Raw genomic sequence first — 16,674 nt, forward strand, 5'->3', positions numbered from 1 at the left:
TGCATGCGCGCCTTAGCTGAGTTCATCATGCGCGGCCGTATGCAGGCCACTCTGGTAGTGGCCGGATGCGCAGCGTTGCCGCTGTTGTATTGGTTGGGTGCTGCCGCCGGATGCCTTGTGCTCCTGCGGCGCGGATTGAAGGACGCCCTGGGCGTTCTTGCTCTGGGACTGCTGCCGGCGTTGATCTGGTGGCTTTACTCCGATGACCCACGGGCACTTCTGGTGCTGCTGGGGTCTTCGAGCCTTGCGTTGGTTTTGCGCGCAAGCGAGTCCTGGATCCGCGTGCTGCTGGTCAGCATAGCGATGGGAGTGGTGTTTTCAGTGGTGCTGGGGACGGCTTTTGGTCCCCAGATCGAGATGCTGGCGCAGGCTTTGATAAAAGTCATGCCGTCGCTTCTCGGTGATGTCTACCAGCAAATGTCGGTAGACGAGCAAGCGCGTTTCGCGTCCCTGATTGCACCGGTCCTGACCGGCCTGATTGCGGCCTTGTTGCAAATCGTCAGTGTGCTGAGCCTGCTTGTCGGGCGCTACTGGCAGGCGTTGTTGTACAACCCGGGTGGTTTTGGTCGCGAGTTTCGCGCCATCCGATTCCCGCTTTTGCCGGCGATGTTGCTGCTGGCGTTAATGCTTCTGGGGCCGAACATCGGTCCGCAGATGGCCATGTTGACGCCGTTGTGCAGCGTACCGCTGGTGTTCGCCGGGCTGGCCCTGATTCACGGGCTGGTGGCGCAAAAGCGACTGGGCAGATTCTGGCTGGTGGGGTTGTACGTGACGCTGTTGCTGTTCATGCAGCTGATCTATCCGTTGCTGGTGGTCTTGGCCATCGTCGACAGCCTGATTGATTTTCGCGGTCGTTCGGCACCGAAAGATGCCGATAACGCGAACGGTGAAGGTTAAAAGTTAAGAGGATTTTCACATGCAACTGATCCTTCTGGAAAAAGTCACCAACCTGGGCAACCTGGGTGACAAAGTGAACGTTAAGGCTGGTTACGGTCGTAACTACCTGCTGCCTTACGGCAAAGCTACCGCTGCGACCGCTGCCAACCTGGCTGCGTTCGAAGAGCGTCGCGCTGAGCTGGAAAAAGCTGCAGCTGATCGTAAAACTTCGGCTGAAAACCGCGCTGCCCAACTGGCTGAGCTGGAAGTGACTATCACTGCCACCGCTGGCGACGAAGGCAAGCTGTTCGGTTCGATCGGTACTCACGACATCGCTGATGCACTGACCGCCTCTGGCGTTGAAGTTGCAAAAAGCGAAGTTCGTCTGCCGAACGGCACTATCCGCAACGTAGGCGAATTCGACGTAGCCGTGCACCTGCACGCCGAAGTTGAAGCCACCGTACGCGTTGTCGTGGTAGCAGCTTAAGCAGCACTTGTCGGCTGGCACCCTCGGGTGCTTGCCGGTAACATCGGGCACGATCCTGTTTACAGGTCGTGCCCTTTGTCTTTCTGCAGTTCCTGATTTTCACATCTAATTCCAAGTGGCCATGAACGATATCTCCGCTCCTGAGCAATACGATCTGCAAACCGCTGCCCTGAAGGTGCCGCCGCATTCCATCGAGGCCGAACAGGCTGTGCTCGGTGGTCTGATGCTGGACAACAACGCCTGGGAACGCGTGCTTGATCAAGTCTCCGACGGCGATTTCTATCGGCATGACCACCGTCTGATCTTTCGTGCGATTGCCAAGCTCGCCGACCAGAACTCCCCGATCGACGTCGTGACCCTTGCCGAGCAATTGGACAAGGAAGGTCAGACCTCGCAAGTCGGCGGCCTCGGTTACCTGGGTGAGCTGGCTAAAAACACGCCGTCCGTCGCCAACATCAAGGCCTATGCGCAGATCGTTCGCGCGCGGGCGACGTTGCGGCAGTTGATCGGCATCGCCACCGAGATCGCCGACAGCGCCTTCAACCCGGAAGGCCGCTCCGCGGAAGAGATCCTCGACGAAGCTGAACGGCAGATCTTCCAGATCGCTGAGGCCCGGCCAAAAACCGGCGGCCCGGTGAGCGTGAATGACCTGCTGACCAAGGCCATCGACCGCATCGACACATTGTTCAATACCGACAACGCCATCACTGGCCTGTCCACCGGTTACACCGACCTGGACGGAATGACCAGCGGCTTGCAGCCGTCCGACCTGATCATCGTCGCCGGCCGTCCGTCCATGGGTAAAACCACCTTTGCGATGAACCTGGTGGAAAACGCCGTATTGCGCAGCGACAAGTGTGTACTGGTCTACTCGCTCGAGATGCCAGGCGAATCGCTGATCATGCGTATGTTGTCGTCCCTCGGCCGGATCGACCAGACCAAAGTCCGAGCCGGTCGCCTGGACGACGATGATTGGCCGCGCCTGACCTCGGCGGTCAACCTGCTCAACGATCGCAAACTGTTCATCGACGATACGGCTGGTATCAGCCCGTCGGAGATGCGGGCGCGGACCCGGCGTCTGGTGCGTGAGCACGGCGATGTCGCCCTGATCATGATCGACTACCTGCAGTTGATGCAGATCCCTGGTTCCGGCGGCGACAACCGGACCAACGAGATTTCCGAGATCTCCCGTTCCTTGAAAGCCCTGGCCAAGGAATTCAACTGCCCGGTCGTGGCACTGTCTCAGCTCAACCGCTCCCTGGAGCAACGTCCCAACAAGCGCCCGATCAACTCCGACTTGCGGGAATCGGGAGCGATCGAGCAGGATGCCGACGTCATCATGTTCGTGTACCGGGACGAGGTGTACCACCCGGAAACCGAGCACAAAGGCATTGCCGAGATCATCATCGGCAAGCAGCGGAACGGTCCGATCGGTACGTCACGACTGGCGTTCATCGGTAAGTACACCCGATTCGAAAACCTGGCGCCGGGTAGCTACAACTTCGACGACGAGTAACCTTGTGTGGGCTTGCTCGCGAAGAGGGAGTGTCAGTCGACATCAATGTTGACCGATGTACCGCTTTCGCGAGCAAGCCCGCTCCCACAGGGGTACGCGTAATTTCCGACCATAGCCGTCGGAATTGGTTGTTTTTTGTGCTATATTCCGCGCCCGCGATTTTTCATCTCAACACCGGTCATCGTCATGCAAACAGCCAAGCCGTTATTTGACTATCCCAAGTACTGGGCCGAATGTTTCGGTCCAGCGCCATTCCTGCCGATGAGCAGGGAGGAGATGGATCAGCTTGGCTGGGATTCCTGCGACATCATCATCGTCACCGGTGATGCGTACGTTGACCACCCGTCGTTCGGCATGGCGATCATCGGCCGGCTGCTGGAGTCCCAAGGCTTCCGCGTCGGGATCATTGCCCAGCCAAACTGGCAGTCCAAAGACGACTTCATGAAGCTCGGCGAGCCGAACCTGTTTTTCGGCGTCGCGGCCGGCAACATGGACTCGATGATCAACCGCTACACCGCCGACAAGAAAATCCGTTCCGATGACGCCTACACCCCAGGTGGCCTGGCGGGCAAACGTCCGGATCGCGCGAGCCTGGTCTACAGCCAGCGCTGCAAGGAAGCCTACAAAAACGTGCCGATCGTCCTCGGTGGCATCGAAGCCTCCCTGCGCCGCATCGCCCACTACGATTACTGGCAGGACCGGGTGCGCAACTCGATCCTGATCGACGCCTGCGCCGACATCCTGCTCTACGGCAACGCCGAGCGTGCGATCGTCGAAGTTGCCCAGCGTCTGTCCTACGGGCACAAGATCGAAGACATCACCGACGTGCGCGGCACCGCGTTCATCCGTCGCGATACGCCGAAAGACTGGTACGAAGTCGATTCCACGCGCATCGACCGTCCGGGCAAGGTCGACAAGATCATCAACCCGTACGTGAACACCCAGGACACCCAGGCCTGCGCCATCGAGCAGGAAAAGGGTGCGACTGTTTCAAGTGCAGAAGACCCGAGCGAAGCCAAGGTCGTGCAGATTCTGGCGAGCCCGAAAATGACTCGCGACAAGACCGTGATTCGTCTGCCTTCGGTTGAAAAGGTTCGTGGCGACGCGGTGCTTTATGCCCACGCCAACCGCGTGCTTCACTTGGAAACCAACCCGGGCAACGCCCGTGCACTGGTTCAGAAGCATGGCGAAGTCGACGTCTGGTTCAACCCGCCTCCGATTCCGATGACCACCGAAGAAATGGACTACGTGTTCGGCATGCCCTACGCGCGCATTCCGCACCCGGCGTACGGCAAGGAGAAGATTCCGGCCTACGACATGATCCGCTTCTCGGTGAACATCATGCGTGGCTGCTTCGGCGGCTGCACCTTCTGCTCGATCACCGAGCACGAAGGCCGGATCATCCAGAACCGTTCCGAAGAGTCGATCATTCGCGAAATCGAAGAGATCCGCGACAAGGTCCCAGGCTTCACCGGCGTCATTTCCGACCTCGGCGGCCCGACCGCGAACATGTACCGCATCGCCTGCAAGAGCCCGGAAATCGAATCCGCGTGCCGCAAGCCGTCGTGCGTGTTCCCTGGCATCTGCCCGAACCTGAACACCGATCACTCGTCGCTGATCCAGCTCTATCGCAGCGCCCGTGCCCTGCCGGGTGTGAAGAAGATCCTGATCGCTTCCGGCCTGCGTTACGACCTCGCGGTCGAATCGCCGGAATACGTCAAAGAGCTGGTGACCCACCACGTCGGTGGTTACCTGAAGATCGCCCCGGAACACACCGAGGAAGGTCCGCTCAACCAGATGATGAAACCGGGCATCGGCAGCTATGACAAGTTCAAGCGCATGTTCGAGAAGTACTCCAAGGAAGCCGGGAAAGAGCAGTACCTGATTCCATACTTCATCGCTGCCCACCCGGGCACCACCGACGAAGACATGATGAACCTGGCCCTGTGGCTCAAGGGCAACGGCTTCCGCGCCGACCAGGTGCAGGCGTTCTACCCGTCACCGATGGCCACCGCCACCGCGATGTACCACTCGGGCAAGAACCCGCTGCGTAAGGTGACTTACAAGAGCGACGCCGTGACCATCGTCAAGAGCGAAGAGCAGCGTCGTCTGCACAAGGCGTTCTTGCGTTATCACGACCCGAAAGGCTGGCCGATGCTGCGTGAAGCGCTGACCCGCATGGGCCGCGCCGACCTGATCGGGCCGGGCAAGAACCAGTTGATCCCGCTGCATCAGCCGGCGACCGACAGCTACCAGAGCGCCCGTCGCAAGAACTCGACGCCAGCCGGCAGCCATAAAGTGGCAGGAGAAAAGACCACCAAGATCCTGACCCAGCACACTGGCTTGCCACCGCGCGCCAGCGATGGCGGCAACCCGTGGGACAAGCGCGAACAGGCCAAGGCTGCGGCGTTCGCCCGCAACCAGCAGGCGGCCAAGGAGCGCAAGGACGCGGCCAAAGGCAAGGGTCCAAAGCCTGCGCGTAAGCCGGTAGTGCCGCGCTAAGCGCTGCTTGAGCTGAACAGAACGCCAACCTTCGGGTTGGCGTTTTGCGTTTCTGAGCCGTAAAAACCAGGGATCTGTTTCCGGTTCGAAAGATGCGCAGGGTAACTGGCCTCTTCGCGAGCAAGCCCGCCCCCACAGTGGAATACGTTCCCCTGTGGGGGCGGGCTTGCTCGCGAAGAGGCCGGCACAGCCGATGAAAATCCTGGCTGACAGTCCTTGATCGCCACATTTGCGTGCAATCCTCCCAAACCAATTTCCCGCATCGCCCGATTTTGGTGCTGTACTGCCCTTAGCAAATCTATGAAAGCGCCACCGCTGCTGGATGGCATAAGTCTTGCGCGCTTTCGAATACGCTTAAGGCTCGCAGGAGGCACGCCGTGTCGATTCATGTCGCATTGCACCACGTCACGCATTACCGCTACGACCGCGCCGTCGAGCTCGGTCCGCAGATCGTTCGCCTGCGCCCGGCCGCGCACAGTCGCACGCGGATACTGTCCTATGCGCTGAAAGTTTCGCCCGAGCAGCACTTCATCAACTGGCAGCAGGACCCCCAGGGTAATTACCTGGCGCGGTTGGTGTTCCCGGAGAAAACCGCTGAACTGCGGATAGAAGTCGATTTGCTGGCGGAGATGGCGGTCTTCAATCCGTTCGACTTCTTCCTCGAGCCCTACGCGGAAAAGATCCCTTTTGCCTACGCCGCGGATGAGCGCAAGGAGCTGGCGCCGTACCTGGAAACCTTGCCGCTGACCCCGACGTTCAAGGCTTATCTGGACGGCATCGACCGCACGCCGCTGCCCAGCGTGGATTTCCTCGTCGCTCTCAACCAGCGCCTGAGCGAAGACATCGGCTACCTGATCCGCATGGAGCCGGGCGTACAAACCCCTGAACACACCCTCGAACAGGCCTCCGGTTCCTGCCGCGATTCGGCATGGTTGCTGGTGCAACTGCTGCGCAATCTCGGTCTGGCGGCGCGTTTTGTCTCCGGTTACCTGATCCAGCTGACGGCCGACGTCAAAAGCCTCGACGGCCCCTCGGGCACTGAAGTGGACTTCACCGACCTGCACGCCTGGTGTGAGGTCTATTTGCCCGGAGCCGGCTGGATCGGCCTGGACGCAACCTCAGGGCTGTTTGCCGGTGAAGGACATATCCCGTTGGCGTGTAGTCCAGATCCGGGCTCTGCGGCACCGATCAGTGGCCTGGTTGAACCTTGCGAGTGTGAATTCACCCATGAAATGTCCGTGGAGCGGATTTGGGAAGCGCCGCGAGTCACCAAGCCCTACACCGAAGACCAATGGCTGGCGATTCAGTCCCTGGGCCGGCAGATCGATGCCGACCTGTTGGAGGGTGACGTACGCCTGACCATGGGCGGTGAGCCGACGTTCGTTTCCATCGATGACCCGGACGGTGCGGAGTGGAACACGGCTGCACTCGGGCCGGACAAACGTCGTCTGTCCGCCGAACTGTTCCAGCGCATGCGCAAGCATTACGCGCCCAAAGGCCTGGTGCATTTCGGTCAGGGCAAGTGGTACCCCGGCGAGCAATTGCCGCGTTGGTCATTGAACTGCTACTGGCGTCGCGACGGCGTGCCGATCTGGCTCAACAGCGCGCTGATTGCCAATGAGCAGGAAGACTACGGCGCCGATGGCGAATTGGCTGGGCGTTTTCTGGCAAGCGTCGCGGAACGCCTGAAAATTCCGACACGGTTTGTGTTTCCGGCTTACGAAGACAATTTCTATTACCTCTGGCGCGAAGGCGCTTTGCCGCAGAACGTCAGCGCTGAAGACTCGCGTCTTGAAGAGCCTCTGGAGCGTGCGCGCCTGCGCAAAGTCTTCAGCCAGGGCCTGGACAAAGTCATCGGTCAGGTCCTACCGCTGGCGCGCACCGCCAAGGGTGATCAGTGGCAAAGCGGTCGCTGGTATCTGCGCGACGAACACTGCCGACTGGTGCCGGGGGATTCGCCGCTGGGATATCGCTTGCCGCTCGGCTCGCAGCCCTGGGTGAAAGCGGCGGAGTATCCGTTCATCCATCCCAATGATCCGAACCAGGATTTCCCGCCTCTGCCTGAAACCGCACAACTGCAGAGCCAGGGCGCGCCTGTCGTTGCTGACGAGCGCGCACCGAAGATCGACGAGTCCGCCGACTGGCTGACCCGCACTGCCTTCTGCGCCGAAGCGCGGGACGGCCGCTTGTACCTGTTCATGCCGCCACTGGAGCGGGTCGAGGATTACCTGGAGCTGGTCACCGCCATTGAAGCCACCGCTGAGGAACTGCATTGCCCGGTGTTGCTGGAAGGCTATGAACCACCGAGCGATCCGCGCCTGAGCAACTTTCGCATCACCCCCGATCCAGGTGTGATCGAGGTCAACGTGCAGCCGTCCGCCACTTGGGACGAACTGGTTGAACGCACCGAATTTCTTTACGAAGAAGCTCGCCAGACCCGACTGACCACCGAGAAATTCATGATCGATGGCCGGCACACCGGTACCGGCGGAGGTAACCATTTCGTACTGGGTGGTGCGACACCGGCTGACTCACCGTTTCTGCGTCGTCCCGACTTGCTGCGCAGTCTGATCAGTTATTGGCATAACCATCCGTCGTTGTCCTACCTGTTTTCCGGATTATTCATCGGCCCGACGTCGCAAGCACCGCGGGTTGATGAGGCTCGTAATGATGCCTTGTACGAACTGGAAATCGCCTTCGCCCAGATGCCTGAGCCGGGCGAGGAATGCGCGCCGTGGCTGGTGGATCGACTGCTGCGCAATCTGCTGATCGACGTCACCGGCAATACCCATCGCGCCGAGTTCTGCATCGATAAGCTCTATTCGCCGGACGGCGCCACCGGACGTCTTGGATTGCTCGAGTTAAGAGCGTTCGAAATGCCGCCTCATGCGCGCATGAGCCTGGCTCAACAATTGTTACTGAGGGCACTGGTCGCACGTTTCTGGCGCGAGCCTTATGCGCCACCGAAACTGGCTCGCTGGGGCACGGAGTTGCACGACCGTTTCATGTTGCCGCACTTTATCGAGCAGGATTTCGCCGACGTCATTGTCGATCTCAACGCCGCCGGTTATCCCGTGCGCGCCGAGTGGTTTGCGGCGCATCTGGAGTTCCGTTTCCCGAAGGTGGGCGATTACGCGGTCAGCGGCATCGAGCTGGAATTGCGCCAGGCCCTCGAACCTTGGCATGTGCTGGGCGAGGAGGGTGCGGTCGGTGGCACCGTGCGTTACGTGGATTCGTCGCTGGAGCGCTTGCAAGTCAAGCTCACGGGATTGCCGCCGCAGCGTTATCTGCTGACCTGCAACGGCATTCCGGTGCCATTGCAACCCACCGGGCGGGTCGGCGAGTTCGTTGCGGGTGTGCGATTCCGCGCCTGGCAACCGGCCAACTGCCTGCAACCGACGATCCCGGTGCACGCGCCGTTGGTGTTCGACCTGCTCGACACCTGGATGGGGCGTTCGCAGGGTGGCTGTCAGTACCACGTCGCTCATCCGGGTGGCCGCAATTACGACAGCCTGCCGGTGAACGCCAATGAGGCCGAGAGCCGGCGGATGGCGCGTTTCTTCCGCATCGGACACAGCCCAGGGAAACTTCCTATACCGAATATGGAAGTGAACGACGAGCTGCCGATGACTCTCGATTTGCGACGTTTCTAAACCGTACGCGACGCTCGGATTTTTCGTATATCCGGGCGTCATGAGCCTGCGTTAGTCTGACCGTTCTTTGCTGTCTGCCGAGCTTTCCATGCCTGACCTGCTTGACCGCTACCCGCTGACGGCGGGCACTTATCACGAACTGCTCGACGACAGCGGCGCCGTGCGCCCGCATTGGCGGCGGCTGTTCGATCAATTGCAACGCAGCACGCCAACACAACTGGTGCAGCGTCAGGCGCTGCTGACCCGGCAGATCCAGGAAAACGGCGTGACCTACAACGTCTACGCCGACCCCAAGGGCGCCGACAGGCCGTGGGAGCTGGACCTGTTGCCCCATGTGCTGGCCGCCGATGAGTGGGAGCAGTTATCAGCCGGGATCGCCCAGCGGGCCCGGCTGCTCAACGCGGTGCTCGCGGACCTGTACGGCCCGCAACGTTTGATCGCTGAAGGTTTGCTGCCAGCCGAGCTGGTATTCGGTCATAACAATTTTCTTTGGCCCTGTCAGGGCATCACGCCGCCCGACGGGGCTTTTTTGCACCTGTACGCCGTGGATCTGGCGCGTACGCCCGACGGCCGCTGGTGGGTGACGGCGGATCGGACCCAGGCGCCGTCGGGTGCCGGTTACGCCCTGGAAAACCGTACCATCGTGTCCCGGGCCTTTCCCGAGTTGTACCGCGACCTGAAGGTGCAGCATCTGGCCGGTTTCTTCCGCACGCTTCAGGAAACCCTGGCCCGTCAGGCACCGAGCGACGATGAAGCGCCGCTGATCGTGTTGCTCACGCCGGGGCGTTTCAATGAAAGCTATTTCGAACATTTGTACTTGGCACGACAACTCGGTTATCCCCTGGTGGAGGGCGGCGACCTGACGGTGCGTGATGCCACTGTCTACTTGAAAACCTTGAGCGGCCTGCGTCGGGTTCACGCGATCATGCGTCGGCTTGACGATGACTTCTGCGACCCGCTGGAGCTGCGCACCGACTCGGCCCTAGGCGTGCCGGGTCTGCTCGAAGCCGTGCGTCAGGGCCGGGTGCTGGTGGCCAACGCTCTTGGCAGCGGCGTGCTGGAGTCGCCGGGGTTGTTGGGCTTCCTGCCGAGGATCAATCAATTCCTGTTCGGCGAGGAACTGATCCTGCCGTCCATTGCCACCTGGTGGTGCGGCGAAGCGCCGGTGCTGGCCCAGGCCCTGGAAAAACTGCCGGAGTTGCTGATCAAGCCTGCGTTCCCATCCCAGAGCTTCGCGCCGGTATTTGGCCGTGATTTGAGTGAAAAACAGCGTCAGGAACTCGCTGAGCGCATGCAAGCTCGCCCTTACGCCTATGTCGCGCAAGAACTGGCGCAATTGTCTCAGGCACCGATCTGGCAGGCTGAGGACGGTCAATTGCAACCTCGGGCCATCGGCATGCGCGTGTATGCGGTGGCCAGCCACGATGGCTATCGGGTGCTGCCTGGTGGCCTGACCCGGGTTGCCGCAGAAGCGGATGCCGAAGTGGTGTCGATGCAGCGTGGCGGTGCGAGCAAGGACACCTGGGTGCTGGGGGATCGCCCACCGAGCGGCGAACAATGGAAGGCCCAGCGCACTATTGGCGTCCACGATCTGGTACGCCGCGATCCGTACTTGCCGTCGCGGGTGGTGGAAAACCTGTTTTGGTTCGGTCGCTATTGCGAGCGCTGCGATGACAGCGCGCGGCTGCTGCGGATCATGCTGGCGCGGTACGTCGATGGCGACGATCCGCAAGCCCTGGAGGCAGCGGTCGACCTCGGTGAACGGCTGATGCTGTTGCCGGATGAGGGCGAGTTGCCAGAGCGTTTGCTGGCGGCACTGCTCGGCGATGACTGGCCGTTCAGCCTGCGCTCCAACCTGCAACGTTTGCAGTGGGCTGCCTCGCAGGTGCGCGGCAAGCTCTCGCGGGAAAACTGGCAGGCACTGGTGGAGTTGCAGCGTGAAGCCCTGGAGCTGGAAACCGACGAGCCGGATTTCGGTGAGTTGCTGGACTTTCTCAACCGTCTGGTGATGTCCCTGGCGGCGCTGTCCGGTTTTGCCCTGGACGACATGACACGGGACGAAGGCTGGCGTTTCCTGATGATCGGCCGGCGGATCGAGCGGCTGCAATTTCTTAGCGGCAGCCTGGCGGCATTTCTTCGGGGTGCCGGCGTCTTTGATCAGGCCGGGCTGGAGTGGCTGCTGGAGCTTGGCAACAGCAGCATCACCTATCGCTCGCGGTATCTGGCGGTGGCGCAACTGATCCCGGTGCTGGACCTGTTGCTGCTCGATGAGCAAAACCCCCACGCCGTGCTGTTTCAGTTGAAGCTGGTGACCCGCACGCTCAAGCGCTTGAACGATGATTTTGGTGCGCCGCGCGACGCCAGCCTGCCGCAGTTGGTGGAGCGTCTGGCGCGATTCGATCTGGGCTGTCTGGAAAACCCGCTGTTCGGCGAAACCAGTGTCCGCGCCGCCATCGAGGGGCTGGCCGATCTGCTGCAAGAAATCGCCGATGCCAGCGGGCAAGTGTCGGATCGCTTGGCCTTGCGCCATTTCGCCCATGTCGATGATGTCAGCCAGCGCACGGTATCCGTCTGATGAACGCCCATTACCAGATTCTCCACGACACCCATTATCACTACGACAGCCCGGTGTCCCTGGCTCAGCAATTGGCGCACCTGTGGCCCCGGCCTTGCGCGTGGCAGCGCTGCACCGAGCAGCTATTGCAGATCAGCCCGGCGCCGACATCGCGCCGTGATGAACTGGATGTGTTCGGTAATCCGCTGACCCGGCTGGCATTCGAGCGGCCGCACGATGAATTGCTGGTCAACGCCCGGCTCACCGTCGAGGTGCTGGCCCGGCCTGCGCTGGATTTCAATCAATCCCCAGCGTGGGAAGACACCCGCAACGCGCTGACTTACAGCAGTCAGCCGCTCGGCGCTGATTTGCTGGAAGCGTGCCGTTACCGCTTCGAATCGCCTTACGTGCATTTGAAGCGCAACTTCGTCGAGTTTTCGCAAAGCTGCTTTCCACCGGGAAGACCTTTGTTGCTGGGCGTTCGGGCGCTGATGGAGAAGATCTTCAGCGAATTCACCTTCGACGCCGAAGCCACCCAAGTGGCGACGCCGCTGGTGGAAGTGCTGGAGCGCCGACGCGGGGTTTGCCAGGACTTCGCTCACCTGATGCTTGCGTGCATACGCTCCCGTGGATTGGCCGCGCGGTATATCAGTGGCTATTTGCTGACTCAGCCACCTCCAGGTCAACCGCGACTGATCGGCGCCGATGCGTCCCATGCCTGGGTCTCGGTGTTCTGCCCGGTACTGGGCTGGGTCGATTTCGATCCGACCAACAACGTGCAACCGGCGCTGGAGCACATCACCCTGGCCTGGGGCCGTGATTTTTCCGATGTCTCGCCGTTGCGTGGGGTGATTCTTGGGGGCGGGAACCACGACCCTGAAGTTCGAGTGACAGTAATGCCGTTGGAGTAATAGAGATCCAATGTATGCGGGCTTGCTCGCGAAAGCGACGGCACGTTCAACACTGATGTGACTGGCAGACCGCTTTCGCGAGCAAGCCCGCTCCCACAGGTGATGTGCAGTGCATTCTGGAGGGGTATTTCAGATTGGCCTGTGAGGGTCAGCAGCGTAACTGCTGACCCTGGACACAGATCCGGTGGGCCTGATCAGGTCATCGGGCCCTGAGGGTCTCAGGCGTCGGGCGCCTGATCTTTCGGTGCTTCAGTTTCGTCTGTAGCCACTTCGCCTTCGGCATCCGGGTTCAGTGCTGCTGCTTCTTCTTCAGCTGTAGCTTTCTTGCGCTGAAGCTTTTCCTCTTTCTTCTGCTCCTTTGCCAAGTCTCTCTGACGTTTGGCGAAGGAATAATTAGGTTTAGCCATGGGCGATCCTCTGGGGTCGAAGGTGAGGTTGAGCGGCGCATATTCTGCCCTGTATCGGCGTCGAGCCGTTAGCTGGGTTTTTGCTCTGTCCACTTCGGCACCACTGTTGGCTGCCAGGCGTCCAGAGCATCGAGCAGGGTTTGCGACGATTCGCTCACTTGCAGCATGTCACGGTGCGCTTCGCGAACGAAGCCTTCGCCGACGATATGATCAAGAAAACCGGTCAATTTGCTGTAGAAACCGTTCACTTCCAGCAGACCCAGCGGTTTGCCGTGGTAACCGAGCTGGCCCCAGGTCCAGACTTCGAACAGTTCTTCCAGTGTGCCCAGGCCGCCGGGCAGAGCGATAAACGCATCGCTGAGCTCGGCCATCCGCGCCTTGCGCGCATGCATGCCGTCGACCACTTCCAGGCGGGTCAGGCCGCTGTGGCCGATTTCCTTGTCCTTGAGGCTTTGCGGGATGATTCCGATCACTTCACCGCCGGCCGCCAGCGCCGCGTCGGCGACGATGCCCATCAGCCCGACCGCGCCGCCGCCATAGACCAGGGTCAGCTTGCGCTCGGCCAAGGCACGTCCCAGGGCGACAGCCGCTTCACGATAAGCCGGATTGGTGCCGGTGCTGGCACCACAAAATACACAAACAGACGCTAAAGACATGCCTTACTCCATGGTCAGTATGGCCACAGAGTAATGGCAGGCAAGCGGCACTCCAAGGTCTAAACTTCGCGTTCGGGGGTTTCACAGGTGCCACTGGCGCCACAGGCGTAGGCGGCGAGCAAACTGCACAAAAAGCTGTTGATGGACATGACAGACGCTCCGGTTGAGTGATGACGGCCTGATGATAGGGCCGTACCAGACACCTGGCTGTTAGATTGTCTCGATGAGCGTCATAGCTCGAAAGTTGTATACAATTTTTGATTCAGGTCATAGGAACTTGCGAAGTTTTCAGGCAGTCTTCTGTCCATTCGCACTTTTGTTAACCCTGCCTTGGAGATTCACCATGTTTGCCAAACTTGTTGCGGTATCCCTGCTGACGCTGGCCAGCAGTCAATTGATGGCTGCCGAATGCAAGGTCACTGTCGACTCGACTGATCAGATGTCCTTCGATACCAAGGAAATCAGCATCGACAAGAGTTGCAAAACGTTTACCGTGGAGCTGAAGCACTCCGGTAACCTGCCGAAAAACGTGATGGGTCATAACTGGGTGCTGAGCAAAGAGGCTGACATGCAGCCGATCGCCACCGACGGCCTGACTGCCGGTATCGATAAGGACTATCTGAAAGAAGGTGATGCCCGCATCATCGCCCACACCAAACTCATCGGCGCCAAGGAAACCGACTCGGTAACCTTCGACTTGTCGAAACTCAATGCCAACGAAAAATACGGCTTCTTCTGCTCGTTCCCGGGCCACATCTCGATGATGAAAGGCACCATTATCCTGAAGTAAGCCTGACCACCGCGTTATCGTTCTTCGCGAGCAAGCCCGCTCCCACACTCGACCGCGTAGCGCTGTGGGAGCGGGCTCGCTCGCCAAGACTGCTTCAGCATCCACACATGCCCGGAGCCAAAAAAAGCCCGCTGAAGATCAACGCTTCAGCGGGCTTTCTTGTTCGCGCACAGTTTAAGGCGCAAACGGCATCACACGCTTGTGATGGGTCTTTTTATACGTATCGCAGATAATCCTGAACGCTTCCTCGCGCACCGGCTCGCCGTGCAGGAATGCGTCGATCTCGGCGTAGGTCACGCCGTGGGACGCCTCGTCCGGTTTGCCAGGCGACAGGTCTTCAAGGTCGGCGGTCGGGATTTTTTCCACCAACGACTCCGGCGCGCCGAAGCTGCGGGCGATGTTGCGGACCTGGTTTTTCACCAGACCGCTCAGCGGTGCCAGGTCGCAGGCGCCATCACCGAATTTGGTGAAGAAACCCATCACCGCTTCCGCCGCGTGGTCGGTGCCGATCACCAGGCCATGGGCCGCGCCGGCGATGGTGTACTGGGCGACCATACGCATCCGCGCCTTGGTGTTGCCGAGCACGAAATCCACCGAAACCGCATGCTTGCCTTCAAACGCCGCGACTTCATTGGCCAGGGACTTGACCGCCGGGCCGATGTTCACCGTATGGCGCTCATCCGGGGCGATGAAATCCACCGAAGCCTGAGCGTCGTGTTCATCGAACTGGGTTTCGTACGGCAGGCGCACGGCGATGAATTTGTAGCTGTCGTCACCGGTGCGCTCGCGCAGTTCGCGCATGGCGCGCTGGGCGAGCAGGCCGGCGGTCAGGGAATCGACGCCGCCGCTGATGCCCAGCACCAAGGTCTTGAGCCCGGAATTGACCAGGCAATCCTGGATGAAGGTAATCCGCCGGGCGACTTCAGCCTCGAGGGCGGCCTGGTCGGCGAATGGCGGCTGGACCTTGAGCTGTTCAGCAATCTCACGCTGTACGGCTTGCATGAATTCACTCCTTGGTAGAAATGCTGGATAGGGCAGGAACTTGGAAAACATGTCGCAAATAGGCGACGAAATTCGGGTCTTTGCAGTGCGTCTTGCCAGGCTCATCGGAGATCTTTGCCACCGGCTGGCCATTACAGGCGGTCATTTTAAGCACGATGCTCATCGGTTCGACACCCGGAATATCGCAGGTCAGGTTGGTGCCGATGCCAAAGCTGACATTGATCCGACCCCGCAACGCCCGAAAAATCTCCAGGGATTTGGGCAGCGTCAGGCTGTCGGAGAACACCAGCGTCTTGCTCATCGGGTCGATGCCGAGCTTGTGGTAGTGGGCGATGGATTTTTCCGCCCAAAGTACCGGATCACCGGAGTCATGGCGCAAGCCGTCGAAAAGCTTGGCGAAATACAGGTCGAAATCGCCGAGGAAGGCATCGGTGGTAATGCAGTCGGTCAGGGCGATCCCCAGCAAGCCGCGATATTCGCGGACCCAGCAATCCAGGGCGGCAATCTGGCTGTCGATCAGTCGCGGGCCGAGTTGCTGGTGGGCCATGATCCACTCGTGAGCCATGGTGCCCAGCGGTTTCATGTCCAGTTCGCGGGAAAGGTGCACGTTGCTGGTGCCGACAAAGCGCCCGGGGAAGTCGTGTTTGAGCACGTTCACCACTTCTTCCTGCACGCGGTACGAGAAACGACGACGGGTGCCGAAATCGGCTACCTGCAATTCGGACAATTCGTCGCTACTGGCGTTGGCGGTCAGCCAGTCGAACTTGCGATAGAGCTGCTCGCGGGCCTGCTCCAGCACGATTTCCCGGTAGCGATAGCGGTTGCGTACTTCGCTGACGATCGCCAGCAACGGCACTTCGAACAGAATCACATGCAGCCATGGCCCGCGCAGTCGGATGAACAGTTCGCCGTTTTCGATACCGGTGTGGACGTAGCGCAGGTTGAAGCGGAACAACCCGAGAAACCGCAGGAAATCCGGTTTCATGAAGCTGATGCGCTCCATGAAACTCAGCTGGTCGGCACTCAGGCTCAACTCGGCCAGGCGCTCGATCTGGAACCGGATCTCCGCCAGGTACGGCCGCAGATCCTCACTGTTACGGCAACGAAACTCCCATTCGACTTCTACGTTCGGGTAGTTGTGCAGCACCGCCTGCATCATCGTCAGTTTGTAGAAGTCGGTGTCGAGCAGGTTCTGCACGATGCGATCGGCAAACACACTCTCGCTCATAACGGGTATCTCCAGGCTGGCCGCGGCCCATGGCGGCGACGTTGCAGCTGTTTCAATGAATGGGGCTAGTGGCGCATATCAGAGGTGGGGAT

At 60.2% G+C, this 16,674-nt stretch carries 12 protein-coding genes; 8 read left to right on the plus strand and 4 right to left on the minus strand.

Annotated features, from left to right (window positions below; genetic code table 11):
* Positions 1 to 3 precede the first annotated feature (3 nt).
* The 7 genes from ACA055_RS02655 to ACA055_RS02685 all read left to right on the plus strand — a co-directional run bounded on the left by ACA055_RS02655 (position 4) and on the right by ACA055_RS02685 (position 12,499).
* Positions 4 to 897 carry a hypothetical protein gene (locus ACA055_RS02655; protein ID WP_497682237.1) on the plus strand — a complete coding sequence of 298 codons (894 nt, stop codon included), beginning with the start codon at positions 4 to 6 and terminating at the stop codon, positions 895 to 897.
* A gap of 19 nt (positions 898 to 916) precedes the next feature.
* Entirely contained in the window at positions 917 to 1,363 is a 447-nt protein-coding gene (rplI, locus tag ACA055_RS02660; protein ID WP_008157007.1) for a 50S ribosomal protein L9, read from the plus strand.
* A gap of 121 nt (positions 1,364 to 1,484) precedes the next feature.
* Positions 1,485 to 2,879, plus strand: coding sequence for a replicative DNA helicase (gene dnaB / locus ACA055_RS02665; protein ID WP_497682238.1), 1,395 nt, complete (start codon positions 1,485 to 1,487; stop codon positions 2,877 to 2,879).
* A 186-nt stretch (positions 2,880 to 3,065) separates the two neighbouring features.
* Positions 3,066 to 5,381: a YgiQ family radical SAM protein gene (locus tag ACA055_RS02670; protein WP_497682239.1), complete on the plus strand. Its 2,316-nt coding sequence runs from the start codon at positions 3,066 to 3,068 to the stop codon at positions 5,379 to 5,381.
* Between the two features lie 377 nt (positions 5,382 to 5,758).
* Entirely contained in the window at positions 5,759 to 9,034 is a 3,276-nt protein-coding gene (locus tag ACA055_RS02675) for a transglutaminase family protein (RefSeq protein WP_497682240.1), read from the plus strand.
* Between the two features lie 88 nt (positions 9,035 to 9,122).
* Entirely contained in the window at positions 9,123 to 11,609 is a 2,487-nt protein-coding gene (locus ACA055_RS02680) for a circularly permuted type 2 ATP-grasp protein (RefSeq protein WP_497682241.1), read from the plus strand.
* Complete coding sequence (locus ACA055_RS02685; protein WP_497682242.1) at positions 11,609 to 12,499, plus strand: transglutaminase family protein; 891 nt, start codon at positions 11,609 to 11,611, stop codon at positions 12,497 to 12,499. Before ACA055_RS02680 ends, ACA055_RS02685 begins: the two co-directional genes overlap by 1 nt.
* Before the next feature lie 218 nt (positions 12,500 to 12,717).
* Here the strand turns inward: ACA055_RS02685 and ACA055_RS02690 are convergent, their stop codons facing one another.
* Both ACA055_RS02690 and ACA055_RS02695 read right to left on the minus strand, forming a co-directional pair.
* Positions 12,718 to 12,906, minus strand: coding sequence for a hypothetical protein (locus tag ACA055_RS02690; protein ID WP_007947526.1), 189 nt, complete (start codon positions 12,904 to 12,906; stop codon positions 12,718 to 12,720).
* Between the two features lie 68 nt (positions 12,907 to 12,974).
* Positions 12,975 to 13,562 (minus strand): cytokinin riboside 5'-monophosphate phosphoribohydrolase, encoded by a 588-nt coding sequence (locus tag ACA055_RS02695; protein WP_497682243.1) that lies wholly within the window; start codon positions 13,560 to 13,562, stop codon positions 12,975 to 12,977.
* A gap of 343 nt (positions 13,563 to 13,905) precedes the next feature.
* Here ACA055_RS02695 and azu point away from each other — a divergent pair, with 343 nt between their 5' ends.
* Positions 13,906 to 14,352 carry an azurin gene (gene azu / locus ACA055_RS02700; protein WP_497682244.1) on the plus strand — a complete coding sequence of 149 codons (447 nt, stop codon included), beginning with the start codon at positions 13,906 to 13,908 and terminating at the stop codon, positions 14,350 to 14,352.
* 174 nt (positions 14,353 to 14,526) lie between these two features.
* On the opposite strand, the gene nadE is transcribed toward azu, so the two are convergent.
* Positions 14,527 to 15,354, minus strand: a complete 828-nt coding sequence (gene nadE, locus ACA055_RS02705) for an NAD(+) synthase (protein ID WP_497682245.1) — start codon at positions 15,352 to 15,354, stop codon at positions 14,527 to 14,529.
* A 4-nt stretch (positions 15,355 to 15,358) separates the two neighbouring features.
* Positions 15,359 to 16,582 (minus strand): nicotinate phosphoribosyltransferase, encoded by a 1,224-nt coding sequence (gene pncB / locus ACA055_RS02710; protein ID WP_497682246.1) that lies wholly within the window; start codon positions 16,580 to 16,582, stop codon positions 15,359 to 15,361.
* Positions 16,583 to 16,674 lie beyond the last annotated feature (92 nt).

It is taken from the genome of Pseudomonas sp. LBUM1657 (genome assembly GCF_059716075.1).

Excerpts from the sequence above, each read along its gene's own strand:
- ACA055_RS02655 (WP_497682237.1), top strand. The coding sequence starts at position 4 with ATGCGCGCCTTAGCTGAGTTCATCATGCGCGGCCGTATGCAGGCCACT.
- rplI (WP_008157007.1), top strand. The coding sequence starts at position 917 with ATGCAACTGATCCTTCTGGAAAAAGTCACCAACCTGGGCAACCTGGGT.
- dnaB (WP_497682238.1), top strand. The coding sequence starts at position 1,485 with ATGAACGATATCTCCGCTCCTGAGCAATACGATCTGCAAACCGCTGCC.
- ACA055_RS02670 (WP_497682239.1), top strand. The coding sequence starts at position 3,066 with ATGCAAACAGCCAAGCCGTTATTTGACTATCCCAAGTACTGGGCCGAA.
- ACA055_RS02680 (WP_497682241.1), top strand. The coding sequence starts at position 9,123 with ATGCCTGACCTGCTTGACCGCTACCCGCTGACGGCGGGCACTTATCAC.
- ACA055_RS02685 (WP_497682242.1), top strand. The coding sequence starts at position 11,609 with ATGAACGCCCATTACCAGATTCTCCACGACACCCATTATCACTACGAC.
- ACA055_RS02690 (WP_007947526.1), bottom strand. The coding sequence starts at position 12,906 with ATGGCTAAACCTAATTATTCCTTCGCCAAACGTCAGAGAGACTTGGCA.
- ACA055_RS02695 (WP_497682243.1), bottom strand. The coding sequence starts at position 13,562 with ATGTCTTTAGCGTCTGTTTGTGTATTTTGTGGTGCCAGCACCGGCACC.
- azu (WP_497682244.1), top strand. The coding sequence starts at position 13,906 with ATGTTTGCCAAACTTGTTGCGGTATCCCTGCTGACGCTGGCCAGCAGT.
- nadE (WP_497682245.1), bottom strand. The coding sequence starts at position 15,354 with ATGCAAGCCGTACAGCGTGAGATTGCTGAACAGCTCAAGGTCCAGCCG.
- pncB (WP_497682246.1), bottom strand. The coding sequence starts at position 16,582 with ATGAGCGAGAGTGTGTTTGCCGATCGCATCGTGCAGAACCTGCTCGAC.